The organism is Marinobacterium stanieri, from assembly GCF_900155945.1.
GTDB lineage: Bacteria > Pseudomonadota > Gammaproteobacteria > Pseudomonadales > Balneatricaceae > Marinobacterium > Marinobacterium stanieri.
In genome coordinates this window covers 54,344-70,954 of the sequence record NZ_FTMN01000006.1, presented here as the reverse complement: position 1 = coordinate 70,954, position 16,611 = coordinate 54,344, and the positions used below count along the sequence as shown (strand labels likewise).

Here is a 16,611-nt window from a genome sequence, read left to right as displayed (position 1 = left end):
GGAAAGTCGGGGCCAAAAAGAAGGGCCGGCAAATGCCGACCCTTGATGGAGCTGAACGTCAATCCTGAAAGGATTAGAGCGCTTCGATCTTGGCGTATTGCTCCTTGAGCTTGTCGTAAGCAGCCTGGGAGTCAGCGATCTTCTCTTTCTCCTTGGCGACAACTGCTTCAGGTGCATTGGCGACAAATTTAGCGTTGGACAGCTTGCCTTCGACACGTTTGATTTCACCGGTCAGGCGATCCAGCTCTTTCTGCAGACGGGACAGCTCGGCGTCCTTGTCGATCAGGCCGGCCATGGGCACCAGTACTTCCATCTTGCCAACCAGCTGAGTGGCGGCCATAGGCGCTTCCTCGTCCGCTTCCAGCCAGGTCAGGCTGCTCAGTTTGGCCAGCTTCTTGAGGAAGTTGGCGTTGGCTTCAAGACGTACCTTGTCGTCGGCGCTGCCATGCTGGAACAGGACGTCCAGATCACGCGACGGCGGGATCTTCATCTCGCCACGGATGTTACGCACACCGGTGATCACGCCCTTGAGCCATTCGATATCGGTTTCGGCCTGAGTATCGATTTTGGCTTCGTCCGCAACCGGGTAAGGCATCAGCATCAGGGTTTCACCCTCGACACCGGCCAGTTCCTTGATGGACTGCCAGATCTCTTCGGTGATGAACGGCATCAGCGGATGGGTCAGGCGCAGGATCGCTTCCAGTACGCGGACCAGAGTACGGCGGGTACCGCGCAGGGCTTCAGCAGAGGCGTTCTCGTCCCAGAGTACGGGCTTGGACAATTCCAGATACCAGTCGCAGTACTGGTTCCAGATGAAGTCGTACAGGGTTTGAGCCGCCAAGTCGAAGCGGTATTCGTCCAGGTGTTTGGTAACGGTGGTTTCGGTGCGCTGCAGGGCGCTGATGATCCAGCGGTCCGCAGTGGACAGCTCAACATCTCCACCGTTCTGGCCGCAGTCTTCACCTTCGGTGTTCATCTGCACGTAGCGGGCAGCGTTCCAGATCTTGTTACAGAAGTTGCGGTAACCTTCCAGACGCTTCATGTCCCAGTTGATGTCGCGACCGGTAGAGGCCAGCGCCGTCAGGGTGAAACGCAGGGCGTCGGTGCCGTGGGCGGCAATGCCTTCCGGGAACTGTTTCTCGGTGCGCTTGCCGATCTTTTCGGCCAGCTGCGGCTGCATCATGTTGCCGGTCCGCTTCTCGAGCAGATCTTCCAGGCTGATGCCGTCGATCATGTCCAGCGGGTCGAGAACGTTGCCCTTGGACTTGGACATCTTGTCGCCGTTCTCGTCGCGGATCAGACCGGTGACGTACACGTTCTTGAAGGGTACCTGCGGCTTGCCGTCTTCGTCCTTCATGAAGTGCATGGTCATCATGATCATGCGCGCCACCCAGAAGAAGATGATGTCGAAGCCGGTAACCAGGGTATCGGTCGGGTGGAACGTCTTCAGACGCTCGGTGTCCTCCGGCCAGCCCAGGGTGCCGAAAGTCCACAGCGCGGAGCTGAACCAGGTGTCCAGTACGTCATCGTCCTGACGTAGTTCCAGTTCCGGATCCAGGTTGTACTTCTGGCGTGCCGCTTCTTTATCGGCAGCCACGTAGACATTGCCTTCGTTGTCGTAGAAGGCCGGGATACGGTGACCCCACCACAGCTGACGGGAGATACACCAGTCCTGAATGTCACGCATCCAGGCGTAGTACATGTTCTCGTACTGCTTGGGCACGAACTTGATATCGCCGTTTTCAACCGCTTCGATCGCCGGCTTGGCCAGAGTCTTGGCATCGCAGAACCACTGGTCGGTCAGCATCGGCTCAATGACTACGCCGCCACGGTCGCCGTAGGGCACGGTCATGTTGTTTTCTTCGATCTTCACCAGCAGGCCGGCGGCTTCCATATCAGCTACGACAGCCTTACGCGCAGCGAAGCGTTCCAGCCCCTGGTAGGCTTCCGGCAGGCTCGGATCGATTTCGCTGTTGTCGCTGCCATCGGTGTTGAAGGTCTGGGCTTCCTTACGGATATGGCCGTCCAGCGTCAGCACGTTGATCATCGGCAGGCCGCAGCGCTTGCCGACTTCGTTATCGTTGAAGTCGTGCGCCGGGGTGATCTTCACACAGCCGGTGCCTTTTTCCATGTCGGCGTGTTCGTCGGCCACGATCGGGATACGACGGCCAACCAGCGGCAGCTCGACAAACTTGCCGATCAGGCTCTGGTAGCGCTCGTCTTCCGGGTTCACCGCCACACCGGTGTCACCCAGCAGGGTTTCCGGACGGGTGGTACCGACCACGATGTGGTCTTCACCGGCCGCGGTTTTCACGCCGTCGGCCAGCGGGTAACGCAGGTACCACATCTTGCCTTTGACTTCGCGGTTCTCAACTTCCAGATCGGAGATGGCGGTGTGCAGTTTCGGGTCCCAGTTGACCAGACGCTTGCCACGGTAGATCAGCTTGTCGTCATACAGGCGGATGAACACTTCCTGCACGGCGCGGTAGAAACCGGAGTCCATGGTGAAACGCTCGGTGGGCCAGTCCACGGAGTTACCCAGACGGCGCATCTGACGCGTAATAGTACCGCCAGACTCTTCCTTCCATTCCCAGATCTTCTCGATGAAGGCATCGCGGCCCAGATCGTGACGGGTCAGTTCCTGCTCCGCCGCCAGCTTGCGTTCGACGACCATCTGGGTGGCGATACCGGCGTGGTCGGTGCCGACCTGCCACAGGGTGTTGCGGCCCTGCATGCGACGGTAGCGGGTCAGGGCATCCATGATGGTGTGCTGGAACGCGTGGCCCATGTGCAGGCTGCCGGTGACGTTGGGCGGCGGGATCATGATGCTGTAGGCGTCGCCTTCACCGGAGGGGGCAAAGTAACCTTTCTCTTCCCAGGTCTGATACCAGGATTTCTCGATCTCGTGTGGCTGGTAGGTCTTATCCATTGGGGTCCGTATCTCTGATCTTGTGGCCGCTCGGGTGGTTGCCGCGGGCGCTCGCTGCGTACGCTGTGGTACGGGGCACCGGCAACTCGGTCGAAAACCGGACATTATACAGTCTGGACGAAGCCGATTACAGAGCTGCAAACACGACGGAATCGGCTGAGCTTTCTTAGCTTCAAAGGTTAAGGCAGGGCTCTAGTTCGGGGTTGTGAGCCCCGAACTGAGTCGGTTGTCACTCTGGTGCCCCAACGCTTTTCTATATTGCTTTGGAGTATGACCAAAATAGGCAGGGGGCGTAATGTATTCACTGCTTCCATACGGATGAATTCAACACTGCCCGGTAATTGGTAACTGAGCCAGTCAAACCCACCATAAAGGACTTAGTGCAAATAAAACGGATAATATCTATTTGTACAGAGTGATTAATATCTAGGAATGTGAGCCGTAGGAGATAGGTCGCTTGGGTGGTAAGGTGTTGCTGTAAGGCTTGAAACTTATGAGGAGTTGCTCCCTATGATATGATTGCTTATTGCATCGTAAATATTATGAGGATCGGTGGTTTTCGAATTAATATTTTTTAGATTGATATTGGCACCCGTTTTATAAGAAAAGTGTGAGTGCCAATATGCTATTTTTTTTGATTTTTTAAAAGGCTAGTATCCAGTTATTTCTGGACACTGTGCAAAAAGGCAAAAAATCAGGTTTGGCTTTCTCTCGATTAGGGCTATATTGTTGTTGTATTCATATTCTATTTCTTTTAGTTTGATACCAATCTTCTCATATCCTTTTATGAGAGCTTTGGTGGCTCCAAGTCTACGATCAATAATCTCCAGCGCTGACCCAGTAATAATACCTACTGCTATTGCTGCAATAAGTGGCACGGCTGCAGTAGATCCAATGATTGCTATCGAGCCAGCGACTAGACCTGCAGCAGCAGCAGCTATTGATGCTAGACCTATTTTTATTAGATCTGATGAAAGGGTGCCTAAAAGCCTACTTAAAGTATATCCATCTTGAATAAGGTAATCAAAAACCTCTAGGCCGCTAGACAGGATGAAACTAATAACAAAGCCTGATTTTGCTGACTCAACTATACCCTTGGGGCCAATGGCAAGCCTAACGACATCAGGATTGTTAACTAAATATTTTGTTCCCTTGAGGATTTTTCTTTCGCCTGGATACCCTTTAAAGATAACGTATTTTTTTCCGTTGGAATACGTTCTTATTTCCACTTTCTCTGCAGAAAATCCAAGCTCTTTTATTATCCTGGCGGCTGTTATTGAATCTAATGTCGCTGCTGTATAGGACTTCAAGTTTCCCTTTGTATGTTGGTATTCTTGGGTAAGTGTAAGAGCTTCTATAACGTGAATGACTGTTTCATTTTGTCTTAAGTCTTTTTCCAGCTTCTGTTCATAATTCATCTTCACATATCCTTGTGGCTTTAAATTGAAAAGCTATTTATTTGCAAATAAAATCTTTTTGTATTGAGGAAAGTATTTTGTTTGCCTTGTCTTTATTTTTGTTTTGCGTTATGCCTTTGCAATAAAAATAACCCGTCATTAATTTTGCTTCGACATTTCCCAGTTCTGAGGCTTTCTGGTAGTGGTTAAATGCAAGAAGTAAATTTTGGTTTTCTAAAAGTCCTTCGTCATATATTTTTGCCAATCTATAATGTGCGTAAGCATCACCTTCTTTAGCTTTTTTTTTCCATTTTTCAAGAATGTCTATTGGTGCGTTGTTTTTACTGTCTATAAAAGATATATCTACCCCTCTATGTCTCTCAATTTTCTTTGACTTTCGTTCCCAGTCTATAGACTTAATTATGTTTACTTTTACACCAAGTCCTAAGCGATAAGACCTTGACAAGGGTGGCATTGCGGGGGGGAAGCCGTTTTCTGCTGCTTGTTTATAATTGCTAAAAGATTGGTGTTCGTCTCCATTTATTTCAGATATTAACGCCAAGTAGTAGTATTCTTCTCCATCGCAACAGCCAAGTATTGAACTTATTATTTCTTTTGATTTTTTTGTTTCTCCAGCGTAATAAAGCTCTTTAGCATTTTCTAGTTTGGCTTCAGTGAATGCTAAAGATGAAATTGAAAATGTAGATAACAGAAAAAAAATCAAAAGATATTTTTTTGAAATCATGAAGTTACCCTTTTTAAAATCAGGAAAGTTTGTTGTTTGAAATTGGTTTTTGGAGTTTTAGATATTTTTGATGAGTCTATATGACTCTCATTGAGTCTTGTGTAGTTAATAAGAAATATCTGTATAAGAAGAAGGAGGGTGATAAGTCTTTGTTTATTAGCAATAAACGAAAAAAGGCCTTGATAAGGCAAAAAATAGGAGACAGCTTGCCCTCACTCAGGGCGTTAATTTGATTGGCTCTGATCATCACTCATTCCTTGAGTTGGCCGTGTTTACCTTGTCCGATACCATCCGAATGTTAGCATAACTAGTCCTCGAATCTATCCTTGTGCTTGCAGCTGTTGCAATGGGTGGAGACAATGTCGGTTCAGGTAACCACGGGATATGGAAAGTGGTGGAAACGAACGAACCGAGAGTACTGCAAAAATCAGATGGTCTTGTTTTGACGGGGGCATGGACCCTTGCTCAACACGGCGTATTGAAGCGCCTTTTGGCGGCAACGCCAGCGCCCGATGCAGATGTATCGCTGGAAGCGATAACCGAGCTGGATACGGCTGGTGCCACCCTGTTGGGCAACTGGCTGGGCGTCGAGCGGCTGGGTGAGCTGGTACAGCAACAAAACCTGACACCGGAGCGCCGGGCGCTGCTGGAAACGCTGGTCAAGGCGATGGGGCGGCCGCAGCCAGAACCTCCGCCGGAACCCGGGCGTATTACGCAGATGCTTGAGTTTCTGGGCCGTAACACCCAGAGCCTGGGGCAAAAGTGGTGGTTGCAGAGCGGCTTTATCGGTCTGGTGCTGCAGGCAACACTGGGCATTATGTTCCGTCCGGCCCGTTGGCGTCTGACGGCGCTGGTGAACCAGATTCATCAAACCGGCTTTAATGCGGTACCAATCGTTGCCTTGTTGACCTTCCTGGTCGGTGCCGTAGTCGCCTTTCTGGGCGCGACGGTCCTGAGCGAATTCGGGGCCGAAATCTATACCGTTAACCTGGTGGCCTACTCCTTCCTGCGTGAATTTGGTGTGCTGCTGACCGCAATCCTGCTGGCAGGCCGAACGGCCAGTGCGTTTACTGCCCAGATCGGTTCCATGAAGGCCAATGAGGAGCTGGATGCGCTGCGCACACTGGGCCTGAACCCCATCGAATTGCTGGTCATTCCCCGCGTGCTGGCGCTGATGCTGACCCTGCCGTTACTCACCTTTGTCGCCATTATTTCCGGCCTGACGGGTGGTGCGCTGGTATCCCTGGTATCGCTTGGCATACCGCTGGATCAATATCTTGGCATTCTGGCCGATGTGGAGCTCAGGCACTATCTGGTCGGTTTGGCCAAGGCGCCCATGTTTGCCTTTGTAGTCGCCACCATCGGTTGTCTGGAGGGTTTCAAGGTCAGTGGCAGTGCCGAGTCCGTGGGCCGGCACACCACCTCCAGCGTGGTGCAGTCGATCTTTATGGTCATCCTGCTGGATGCCCTGGCAGCAATGTTCTGCATGGAGATGGGCTGGTGAGTCGAACAAGCATCATTGAAGTGCGCGGGCTGTGTAACCGCTTTGGCCGCAACTCCGTTCATGAGGATCTGGACCTGGACCTGTATCGGGGCGAGATCCTCGGTGTTGTCGGCGGTTCGGGTACCGGTAAATCGGTATTGTTGCGCTCCATCGTTGGTCTGAATCGGCCTGTGGCCGGTGAGGTAAGGCTATTTGGCCAAAACCTGCTGGCATTGCCGGCAGCCGAACGCTCTCGTCTGGAGCAGAGGTTGGGCGTGTTGTTTCAGGGCGGCGCCCTGTTCAGCTCACTGACGGTACGGGAAAATGTCGCCCTGCCGCTGATCGAACATGCGGGCCTGTCCCGAAGGGATGCCGAGGAGCTGGCTGAGGTCAAACTGGCCCTGTCCGGGCTGGCGCCTCATGCGGGCGACCTTTACCCTGCGTCCCTGTCCGGCGGCATGGTCAAACGTGTTTCCCTGGCACGTGCGCTGGCACTGGACCCGGATGTGGTATTCCTGGATGAGCCCACGGCGGGGCTTGATCCTATCGGTGCGGCCGCCTTCGATCAGTTGATACTGACGCTGAGAAATGCGCTGGGACTGACCGTGTTTATGGTAACCCACGATCTGGACTCGCTCTGGACCGCCTGTGATCGCATCGCAGTGCTGTCGCAAAAGCGTGTGCTGGTGGCTGATGAGCCGGCCAAGGTTGCTCAATACGACGATCCCTGGATTCGGGATTATTTCAACGGCCCACGCGGCCGTGCTGCCTATCAGGCAGTGCAGGAGAGTTGATATGGAAACACGCGCACATCACGTGATAATCGGTCTGTTTACCCTTTTCGGGTTGCTGGCGGCACTGGCTTTCGGTGTCTGGCTGGTGAAGTCGGGCAAGCAGCAGGAAACGCATGCCTATCGGGTGGTATTTGAGGAAGCCGTCACCGGTTTGGTGGTTGGCAGCCTGGTGCAGTACAACGGTCTACGTGTGGGCGAAGTCCGCCAGCTGCAGCTGGATCCCAAGAACCCGCGCCGCGTGTTGGCCGATGTGGAAGTCAGTGCCGCCACGCCGATTAACCAGGCGACTCAGGCCCGTCTGGCCATCGCCAACATCACCGGCGCCGCCAATATCCTGTTGACCACGGATAATTCCCAAGCTCCTCCCATCGACCAGATGGCCGATGGCATGCCGGTCATTCTGGCCGAGCCCTCGGCAATCGGTACGTTGCTGGGAAATAGTGAAACGCTGTTCAGTAACGTCAATGCGCTGGTTGAACGGGGTGCGGAGCTGATGTCGAAGGAAAACATCGACCGCATCGGCCGCATCATCCATAACCTGGAACAAGTAACGGGCGAACTGGCCGAGTCTCGTACCGGTGTGGGTGAAACGCTGGATGAATTGACCCAGGCGGCGCGCGAGGCCCAGGCGGTCATGCGCGGTGCCCAGACCCTCTTGAGCCATGCGGATGAAATGCTGACACGCCAGGGCGGCCCCATGCTGGCAGAAGGGCAGCGCGCCATGCAGGCGCTGGCCAGTACCGGTGAGCAGTTGGATCAGCTGTTGAGCCGCAATGGTGGTGCTTTGGATAAGGGCCTGCAGGGTGTCAGTGAAATCGGGCCGATGGTGCAGGAGATGCAGCGCAGCCTGAGTACCCTGAACCGCATACTCTCGCGTCTGGAAGATGACCCGGCCGGTTACCTGACCGGACAGCCCCCCACCCGTGAATTTACCCCTTGAGGATTCTGTCGATGAAAGCCCTGATATCAGCCGCTCTGTTGTCTGTATTGGCATTGTCTTCAGGTTGCAGCCTGCTGCCCGAGTCCGAACCGGTGCAAATCTGGCAGCTGACCCCGGCTCCAACCGTTGAAAAGCAGGAGCCATCACTGACCGGACTACGTGTTCTGCGCCCCCAGTCGCAGGACCTGCTCAATGGCCGCCATATCCTGGTGGTGCCGGAAGGCGAGCCAGTGAGCGTCTATGCTGATGCCCGCTGGAGCGCCATGATTCCAAACCTTTGGCGCGATTATTTGCTGGATGCACTGCAGCGGGATAGCCGCTTTGCCCGTGTCAGCAGTGAAGATGTGCGCGTTCAGGCCCGCTACGAGCTGGTGAGCCGGCTGGATGCATTCCAGACCGAATATCGTGCGGGGCAAGCGGAAGTGGTGATCCGCGGTTACCTCCAGCTGGTACAAATGGATAACCGCGAAGTGCTGGCTGAACGCCGAATGGATTTCAGGGAACCTGTACCGGGGGAGGCGTTGTCTGAGGTAGTGGCAACCTATTCCGGCCTGATGGCCCGACAGAGCGATGAAATCCGCCGCTGGCTGCTGGAAGCCACAACCAGGGCTTCTGTTTCCCAGCCCTGAACCCCGGCGTAACGCCTGCGCACCGAACAATGATGTAGAGGTACCCGATGAGTAACAAGACACTGACCCCGGAAGAGCAGTACGTCATTCTGCAGAAAGGCACCGAACGGCCTTTTACCGGCAAGTACAATGAACACTTCGAGACTGGTGTCTATGCCTGCAAGCAGTGTGGGGCTCACCTGTACCGCTCGGAAGACAAGTTTCCCTCCCATTGTGGCTGGCCCAGCTTTGATGATGAGATCGAAGGCGCCGTTCGCCGTGAGGTTGATGCCGATGGCCGCCGTATCGAAATCCTCTGCGCCAACTGCGATGGCCACTTGGGCCATGTGTTTGAAGGTGAAATGCTGACCCGCAAAAATGTGCGTCACTGCGTCAACTCCATCTCCATGGATTTTATCAGTGCTGAAGAATTGGCCCAGCAGCAGGGCGGCAGCCTGCAAACCGCCTATTTTGCCGGCGGCTGTTTCTGGGGTGTCGAGCACCTGATGCAGCAACAGCCGGGTGTGGTTTCCGTGGTCTCCGGCTATATGGGTGGTCATGTGGATAACCCGAGCTACGAACAGGTGTGCAGTAAACAGACCGGCCATCTGGAAGCAGTAGAAGTACTTTACGATCCGTCCCAGGTGGATTTTGAAACACTGGCCAAGCTTTTCTTCGAGATTCACGATCCGACCCAGGAAGACGGCCAGGGCCCGGACCTGGGCCCACAATACGGCTCAGCCATCTTTGTCCATAATGATGAGGAGCGCGGTGTCAGTGAGAAGCTGATTGCGCTGCTGGAAAATCAGGGCCTGGATGTGGTGACCCGTGTACTGCCGATGGCGCAGTTCTGGCGTGCGGAAGAATTCCACCAGGACTATTACGTGCGTACAGGCAAAGTGCCTTACTGTCACCGGTATCAGAAGCGGTTTTAACCCGCTGATAAACGCTGAGATTGCGATGGCTGCTGCTCTGGCAATACAGAGGGCAGCCGAAAGAGGGGGGGGAGGAATGGGCAAGATCCCGCATCCGGATGATCCCGAGGATGTAAAACGAAGCGATGCGTACAGGCAATCCCGACGCAAAGCGGATGAATATAAAACCGACCCCGAAAAACTCAGTTCGCTGCTGCAGAATGCGCAGAAAAAGGCGCAGGGAAAACGCGGTAAGCTGAAAGAGGTTTGGGACCAGCTTCAGGCGGGTTTTCGACTGATCAAGGCCTACGCCAAGGGTGAGTACCGGGAAATTCCCTGGTCATCCATGGGGCTGCTGATTGCCTCGGTGGCCTATTTTGTCATGCCGGTCGACCTGGTGCTGGACTGGCTGCCTTTGGCGGGCTATCTGGATGATGCGGCCCTGCTTGCCTGGACGTTTCAGTCTATAGCCAGGGATATTGATGCCTTTCTGCTCTGGGAGGCGGAGCAGCCTGCCCGGGAAGACACACCTACTCACTCTGCAACGCCAACACCGGATTAAGCCTCGCGGCACGCCGCGCTGGCAACACGCCTGATATCAGACCAACCAGTGCCGACAGCAGCAGTGCCAGCAGCAGGTAAAACGGATCCAGCTGGATCGGCAATGTGGGCAGCGCCAATGCCAGCCCGCCCAGGGCAAGCCCACTGACCAGTATGCCAACCACGCCCCCCACCAGTGCCAGCAGAGTCGCTTCTCCCAGAAACAGCCACATCACCTGGCGTTGAGTGGCGCCCAGTGCACGCATCAGGCCGATCTCTGCACGTCTTTCCTGCACGCTGGTAACCATGATGGTGATGATGCCGATGGCCCCCACAACCAGCGAGATCCCGCCCAACCCGCCAATGGCCAGGGTCAGCACGGCAAGAATGCGGTCCAGACTTTTGAGCATTTCATCCTGAGTGATCAGGGAAAAGTCTTCCCCCCCGTGGCGAGCGATCAGGCGTTGGCTGACCTGCTGTGCCATGGCATCGGCACTGATACCCGGGCGATAGGTGACATCGATTTCCATCAGGCCGGTGCGGTTGAACAGGCTCAGCGCACGCTCCACCGGGATATAGACAATGTCGTCTAGATCAAAGCCCAACATCTGCCCCTTGGCGGCCATGATGCCGACCACACGGTAGCGCTCGCCACCGACACGGATGAACTGCCCCAGTGCTGTCTGTTCGCCGAAGAGTTCCTGTTTGACCTTGTGCCCCAAGACAGCCCAGGGCTGTGGATAACCGCCACGGCTATCAGGCAGAAAGCGGCCACGTGCCACCTCAAAGCGCCAGGCGTCGGCCATCTCGCTGCCGGTGCCGATAATGTCGGTATAGCGCACGCGACGGCCGAACTCGATGGCGCCACTACCCTGTACCACGGGGACGACATATTCCACATAGGGCAGGCTGCGCAGGCTGTCCGCATCCGCTACCAACAGGGGGCGGGTGCTGGCCAGCAGGCCACCGGTCCCACCGGTCTGGGACTTGCCGGGGTTGATGGCGATGATGCGGCTGCCGAACTGGGAGAAATTTTCCAGCACGTAGAGGCGCAGTCCTTCGCCCAGGGTGGTGAGCAGCACCACCGCACAGATGCCGATGGCGATGCCCAATACGGTGAGGCCGGAGCGCATGCGGCTGGCCTTGAGTGTGCGCAGCGTAAGGCGCAGGTAGTCAGCGCTGCGCATGGGTGAGTCCTTTCAACGCCAGAACCGGTGGCAGCCGTGCGGCCTTGCGTGCCGGCAGCCAGGCGAAGATCAAGGCGACACCAATGGCCAGCAACAGGGCACCGGCCAGTGCCCAAACAGGCACCGATACTGGAAATTGCGGCCATAACCAATGGCCGGTCCAGAGCAGCCCATAACCGATCGCCATACCGATGGCGGCTCCGAGCAGGGTCATCATCAGGGCTTCACTGAGAAACAGGCGGTGGACCTGACGCTCACTGGCGCCCAGCGCTTTTAGCAGGCCAATTTCCGCCGTCCGCTGGCTGACGCTGATCAGGGTGATGTTCATGATCAGAATGCCGGCTACGACCAGGCTGATGGCGGCGATGGCACCCACGGCCAGAGTGAGCAATTGCAGTACTTCGTCAAACACGCCCAGCAGACTGTCTTGAGTGATCAGGGTGATGTCGCGTTCACCCTGGTGCCGGGCCTGAATCAGATCCAGAATCGAGGGCTTGATGCTGTCGATCAAGTCCAGATGCTGTACCTGCACAAAGAGGCGAAACAGGCCCTGGGTATTGAACAGTTGCTGGGCGCTGGCCACGGGAATCAGGACGCTATCGCTCAGGTCGGTGCCCAGTGATACGCCGCGGGATTCCAGCACACCGATAACACGGCAGCGCCGGTCGCCGGTTCTGAGCCAGCGTCCCAGCACCTGCTGCTGGTCAAACAGGCTGGTACGGACTTCGGGGCCAATAACACAGATCGATTCGGCTCGATCCAAGGGTATGTCAGGCAGCACGCGGCCCTGCTCAGTGCTGAGCTGGCGCATGCGGAACAGCTCGGCACTGGTACCAACCACCATCAGCTCCCGGTTGCGGCCCTGTGCCTCCACTTCAGTCAGCCCCACAATCAGCGGCGCGACCGCCTGTACACCCGGCAGTTTCAGCAAGGCTTCGGCGTCGCCCAACGTCAGGTCGCGAGTGCCTTCTCCGGTCAGCGGGGGCAGGCCGCCGCTGGTTTCCTTGCGACCGGGCAGGATGATTAGCACGTCGTTGCCAAGCAGGTTGAATTCATTCAGGACAAAACGGCGGGCACCCTCGCCCATGCCGGTGAGTAAGAGCACGGCGGCCACGCCCACTGCGGTGGCCAGCAGGGTCATCAGGGTACGGAACCACTGCCCGGTCAGCAGGCGGCCGTTGAAGTGAAGCAGGTCAAGCGTGCGCATCCTGCTCGTCCTTAAGCAGTTGGCCGTCCTGCATCCACAGGCGACGACGGGCGCGCCGCCCCATGGCGGCATCGTGGGTTACCATCACCAGTGTAATGCCCTCCGCATTGAGCTCCTCCAGCAGCTCGATAACATCATTACCGGAATGGCTGTCCAGATTACCGGTGGGCTCGTCGGCAAGCAGGAGCTGGGGTTTGCGAATCACCGCGCGGGCGATTGCAACGCGCTGGCGCTGTCCCCCGGATAGCTGGTGCGGCAGGTGCTCGGCATGGCGCTCCAGCCCCAGTCGTTGCAGCAGTTCATTTACTCGGGGGCGGCGCTCTGAAGGGGTCGTACCGTTGAGTACCAGTGGCAGTTCGATATTTTCCCGTGCGCTAAGGCGGTCGATCAGATGATAGGCCTGAAACACGAAACCGATACGGCGGTTACGTTCCGCAGCCCGGCCTTCTTCCGACAGTGCGGTCATTTCCAGCTCATCGAGCCAGTACTCGCCGCTGTCGGGCTGATCCAGCAGCCCCAGCATATTGAGCAGGGTGGACTTGCCGGAGCCGGATGGTCCCATGACGGAGAGATATTCACCGGCGTTGATACGCAGGTCCACGTGATCCAGTGCCTGCACCGGCTCATCGCCCAGCTGGTAGCGCTTGCACAGTTGCTGCAGGCGGATCATGACGCCGGTACCACAGAAGCACCGGCTTCGGCCCCTTCGGTATCCAGCGACTGCAGGATACGATCTCCGGCCTCAAGGCCGGATGTAATCTCGGTCCAGGTCCAGTTGCCCAGTCCGGTGTCGACTTCGATGGACTCCAGCGTGCCATCTGCTTCGTTATATTTCAGCACCCGATTGCCCTGCAGCAGGGTTTCGGTGGGCGCACGCAGGACACTTTCGCGGCGCTCGATAATGACTTCGATATCGGCACTGTAACCGACCAGCAAGTGCGCATCTTCAGGCGGCGGGGTAAAACGAACATCCACGTCTACGGTGCGGGCCTGCTTTTCCAGTTCGGAGACAAAGGGGGCGATACGTTGCAGTTCGCCCTCGAAGCTGCGGCCACGGAAAGCATCCAGGGTGATGCGGACAGGTTGCCCTACCTGCAGACGGGCCGCTTCCACCTCATCAATGGGAGCGCGCACATAGAGGCAGCTGTCATCAATCAGGTCTACCGCGGGTGGGGTTGGTACGCCGGGAGGGGAGGGGGTGACATATTCACCCACTTCGCCGTTGATCTCGGCTGCTACGCCGGCAAAAGGAGCCTTGAGCACACGGTCTTCCAGCAGCACTTGATGAAGCTTCAGGGTTGCGCGTGCCTGGTCGCTGAGCGCGCGGGTTTCATCGCAGGCCAGTGCGGTGCGACGCGCTTCGGTCTGGCGCTGGTCCAGCATCTCTTCCGAGGCCAGACTGTCCCGGGCCAGGCGTTCGGCCCTTTGGGCTTCACGCTGCGCCAGTGCTGCGGTGTTGCAGGCACCTCTGGCCTGGATCTCCCGCGCCTTGAGGGTGGCGGTCACTTCCTCCACACGTGCTTCAAGATCATCGCTCCAGAGTTTAAGCAGGGGCTCACCGGCTTTTACCCGGTCGCCTTCCTGTACCAACAGCTCATCGACCCGTCCGCCCTGCGGCATTGACAGGCGTGAGCGACGGCAGGCCTTGATGGTGCCGGCGCGGCTATTGGCAGCGATCTGCTCAACGGGGCCGGGAGACAGTTCGGTCAGTCGGACGCTGACAGGGTCGGGGCGGTTGAGGAAAAAGAGGGCTGCGGCCACGAGGGCCAGTATCAGCAGGCTTGTGAACAGCGTCTTCATGCGGCTTCGCTCCTTGCTCTACCGGTGCAGTATAGGAGAGTGTGCTGGCCGCTGAGTTGATAAGGCTCAACCGCGCTGGCGCATATCCGTGCGATGCAGCTCAATGCCGCGATCACGGCAGCGGGCATAGTTGTCGCGGGTGGCGGCCAGTACCTCGGGGGTCTGGACCACAATTTCCACGATACGCTCGAAATCGAAGGCGGCGTCCGGCAGCTTGGCCGACAGATTCACGAACACCTGGCGGTGATCGGGCAGTTGCTCGCCCCAGCCGATTTCGATGGGGGATTCAGGAGTATTGCCCAGCAGGACATGGGGCACAAAGCTCTCGGGTCGTGCGCTCCAGAGTTGCTGGTCGAGGCGGCGGGCATCAGTTTCATGCTCGGTACTGATAAAGACCCTGAGGCCAAGCCCCAGGATCTTGTCACACAGCCGGCACAGAAAAGCGGCCCGGCTGTCCGGGTCGCTGTCTGGCAGGATGTAGTAGTCGGCGCGGGACACTTGGATCAGTGCTCGTGATCGTGTTCGTCCACTTCGACCTGCTCGGCCAGGTCCAGCAGGTACTGGCTCAGCAGAGGTACGCAGCGACCGGTTGCGCCTTTTTCCTTGCCACCGCTGTTCCAGGCAACGCCGGCAATGTCCAGATGTGCCCAACGGTACTCTTCGGTAAAGCGGGACAGGAAGCAGGCAGCGGTAATGGTACCGGCCGGACGACCCCCAATGTTGGCGATATCGGCGAAGTTGGAATCCAGCTGTTCCTGGAACTCGTCCCACAGCGGCAGCGGCCAGCCACGGTCAGATGCATAGTCACCGGAATCCATCAGCGCGCCGGCCAGTTCCTTGTCGTTGGACAGGATGCCGGTGGCATGGTGACCCAGTGCGATGATGCAGGCACCGGTCAGGGTGGCGATATCAACCATGGTTTCCGGCTCGTAGTTGCGGCCGGCATAGGTCAGCGCATCGCACAGCACTAGACGGCCTTCGGCGTCGGTGTTGAGGATTTCCACGGTCTTGCCGGACATGGTGGTGACCACGTCACCCGGCTTGGTGGCCTGGCTGCCCGGCATGTTCTCGGCGGCGGCAACGACACCGACCACGTTCAGCGGCAGCTGCATTTCAGCCACGGCTTCCATGGCACCAAAGACGCTGGCAGCACCGCACATGTCGAATTTCATTTCGTCCATGCCAGCGCCCGGCTTGAGGCTGATACCGCCGGTGTCGAAGGTGATGCCCTTGCCAACCAGTACATGCGGTTTTTCGCCGGTTTCACCACCGTTGTATTCCATCACGATCAGGCGTGAGGGCTGAGCACTGCCACGGCCCACGGCCAGCAGGCTGTTCATGCCCAGCTCGGCCATTTCGTCTTCGTCGAGAATCTTGGTGTGAATGTCGTCAAACTCTTCTGCCAGTGCTTCTGCGCGCTCGGCCAGGTAGGTCGGGGTGCAGATATTGCCCGGCAGGTTACCCAGTTCACGGGCGGTGCTGACCCCGTTGGCAATGGCAACACCATCCAGCAAGGCGCCTTCACCCAGCTCGGTGTCATCTTCGCTGAGCAGGATCTGGACATTTTCCAGCTTGATCGGGTCAGATTTTTTGCTCTTGGTTTCGTCGTACTGGTAAAACTCGGCAGAGACCCATTCCACCAGCTGGCGGGTAGCGCGGTACACATCGTCACGGTAGCTGGCGCAACCATCGAAGGCGAAAGCCACTGAACTGATGCCGGATTTTTTCAGGCTGGCGGTGATGCCCTTGAGCATTTTGCGGTAGTGACGGTCCTTGCGCTCCTTGGCGGTACCCAGACCAACCAGCAGTACACGGCGTGCCTGGACACCCGGTACCTTGAACAGCATCAGCTGCTCACCGGCCTTGCCGGAGATATCGCCGCTATTGACCAGTTCGGTCAGATAGCCGTTGGCAGCCTGGTCGACGGCAGCGGCAGAGGGGCAAAGCACACCCTCGGCTTCCAGAGCTACTACGAGGCATTCGGTTTCCAGTGCGGTAACACTGCCGTTAATAATCTCAAAATCCATGACGACTCCGTACAAGACCAAGACATTGCAAACTGATTGC

Annotated in this window: 15 protein-coding genes; 6 read left to right on the top strand and 9 right to left on the bottom strand. The window is 56.8% G+C overall.

Annotated elements, in window-relative coordinates:
- Positions 1-73: 73 nt before the first annotated feature.
- The 3 genes from BW956_RS13810 to BW956_RS13800 form a co-directional block, all read right to left on the bottom strand.
- Positions 74-2,929, bottom strand: a complete 2,856-nt coding sequence (locus BW956_RS13810; RefSeq protein ID WP_076463259.1) for a valine--tRNA ligase — start codon at positions 2,927-2,929, stop codon at positions 74-76.
- A gap of 650 nt (positions 2,930-3,579) precedes the next feature.
- Positions 3,580-4,347 (bottom strand): hypothetical protein, encoded by a 768-nt coding sequence (locus BW956_RS13805; protein WP_076463257.1) that lies wholly within the window; start codon positions 4,345-4,347, stop codon positions 3,580-3,582.
- Between the two features lie 37 nt (positions 4,348-4,384).
- Positions 4,385-5,071, bottom strand: a complete 687-nt coding sequence (locus BW956_RS13800) for a tetratricopeptide repeat protein (protein WP_076463255.1) — start codon at positions 5,069-5,071, stop codon at positions 4,385-4,387.
- Positions 5,072-5,465: 394 nt separating this feature from the next.
- On the opposite strand from BW956_RS13800, the gene BW956_RS13795 reads away from it, so the two are divergent.
- The 6 genes from BW956_RS13795 (at position 5,466) to BW956_RS13770 (ending at position 10,372) form a co-directional block, all read left to right on the top strand.
- Positions 5,466-6,575 (top strand): MlaE family ABC transporter permease, encoded by a 1,110-nt coding sequence (locus BW956_RS13795; protein ID WP_420811652.1) that lies wholly within the window; start codon positions 5,466-5,468, stop codon positions 6,573-6,575.
- Positions 6,572-7,348 (top strand): ABC transporter ATP-binding protein, encoded by a 777-nt coding sequence (locus BW956_RS13790; protein ID WP_083703077.1) that lies wholly within the window; start codon positions 6,572-6,574, stop codon positions 7,346-7,348. Before BW956_RS13795 ends, BW956_RS13790 begins: the two co-directional genes overlap by 4 nt.
- A gap of 1 nt (position 7,349) precedes the next feature.
- Positions 7,350-8,288 carry an MlaD family protein gene (locus tag BW956_RS13785; RefSeq protein ID WP_010322557.1) on the top strand — a complete coding sequence of 313 codons (939 nt, stop codon included), beginning with the start codon at positions 7,350-7,352 and terminating at the stop codon, positions 8,286-8,288.
- Positions 8,289-8,299: 11 nt separating this feature from the next.
- Positions 8,300-8,917 (top strand): ABC-type transport auxiliary lipoprotein family protein, encoded by a 618-nt coding sequence (locus BW956_RS13780; protein WP_076463254.1) that lies wholly within the window; start codon positions 8,300-8,302, stop codon positions 8,915-8,917.
- A gap of 47 nt (positions 8,918-8,964) precedes the next feature.
- The gene (locus BW956_RS13775; RefSeq protein ID WP_076463252.1) at positions 8,965-9,831 is read left to right on the top strand and encodes a bifunctional methionine sulfoxide reductase B/A protein; all 867 of its coding nucleotides are present in this window, start codon (positions 8,965-8,967) and stop codon (positions 9,829-9,831) included.
- Positions 9,832-9,907: 76 nt separating this feature from the next.
- Positions 9,908-10,372, top strand: coding sequence for a YkvA family protein (locus tag BW956_RS13770; RefSeq protein WP_076463250.1), 465 nt, complete (start codon positions 9,908-9,910; stop codon positions 10,370-10,372).
- On the opposite strand, the gene BW956_RS13765 is transcribed toward BW956_RS13770, so the two are convergent.
- From BW956_RS13765 to BW956_RS13740, 6 genes are all read right to left on the bottom strand, one after another.
- Positions 10,341-11,537 (bottom strand): ABC transporter permease, encoded by a 1,197-nt coding sequence (locus BW956_RS13765; protein WP_076463246.1) that lies wholly within the window; start codon positions 11,535-11,537, stop codon positions 10,341-10,343. The genes BW956_RS13770 and BW956_RS13765 overlap by 32 nt on opposite strands.
- Complete coding sequence (locus tag BW956_RS13760) at positions 11,524-12,744, bottom strand: ABC transporter permease (RefSeq protein ID WP_076463245.1); 1,221 nt, start codon at positions 12,742-12,744, stop codon at positions 11,524-11,526. The genes BW956_RS13765 and BW956_RS13760 overlap by 14 nt, the downstream gene beginning before the upstream one ends.
- A complete protein-coding gene (locus tag BW956_RS13755) occupies positions 12,731-13,414 on the bottom strand; it encodes an ABC transporter ATP-binding protein (protein WP_010322551.1) in 684 nt (227 codons plus the stop codon). Before BW956_RS13755 ends, BW956_RS13760 begins: the two co-directional genes overlap by 14 nt.
- Entirely contained in the window at positions 13,411-14,544 is a 1,134-nt protein-coding gene (locus BW956_RS13750; RefSeq protein WP_076463243.1) for an efflux RND transporter periplasmic adaptor subunit, read from the bottom strand. Before BW956_RS13750 ends, BW956_RS13755 begins: the two co-directional genes overlap by 4 nt.
- Positions 14,545-14,610: 66 nt before the next feature.
- On the bottom strand, positions 14,611-15,042 hold the full coding sequence (locus BW956_RS13745; protein WP_076463242.1) for a DNA polymerase III subunit chi: 432 nt from the start codon (positions 15,040-15,042) through the stop codon (positions 14,611-14,613).
- A gap of 5 nt (positions 15,043-15,047) precedes the next feature.
- Positions 15,048-16,571 carry a leucyl aminopeptidase gene (locus tag BW956_RS13740; RefSeq protein WP_076463241.1) on the bottom strand — a complete coding sequence of 508 codons (1,524 nt, stop codon included), beginning with the start codon at positions 16,569-16,571 and terminating at the stop codon, positions 15,048-15,050.
- Positions 16,572-16,611 lie beyond the last annotated feature (40 nt).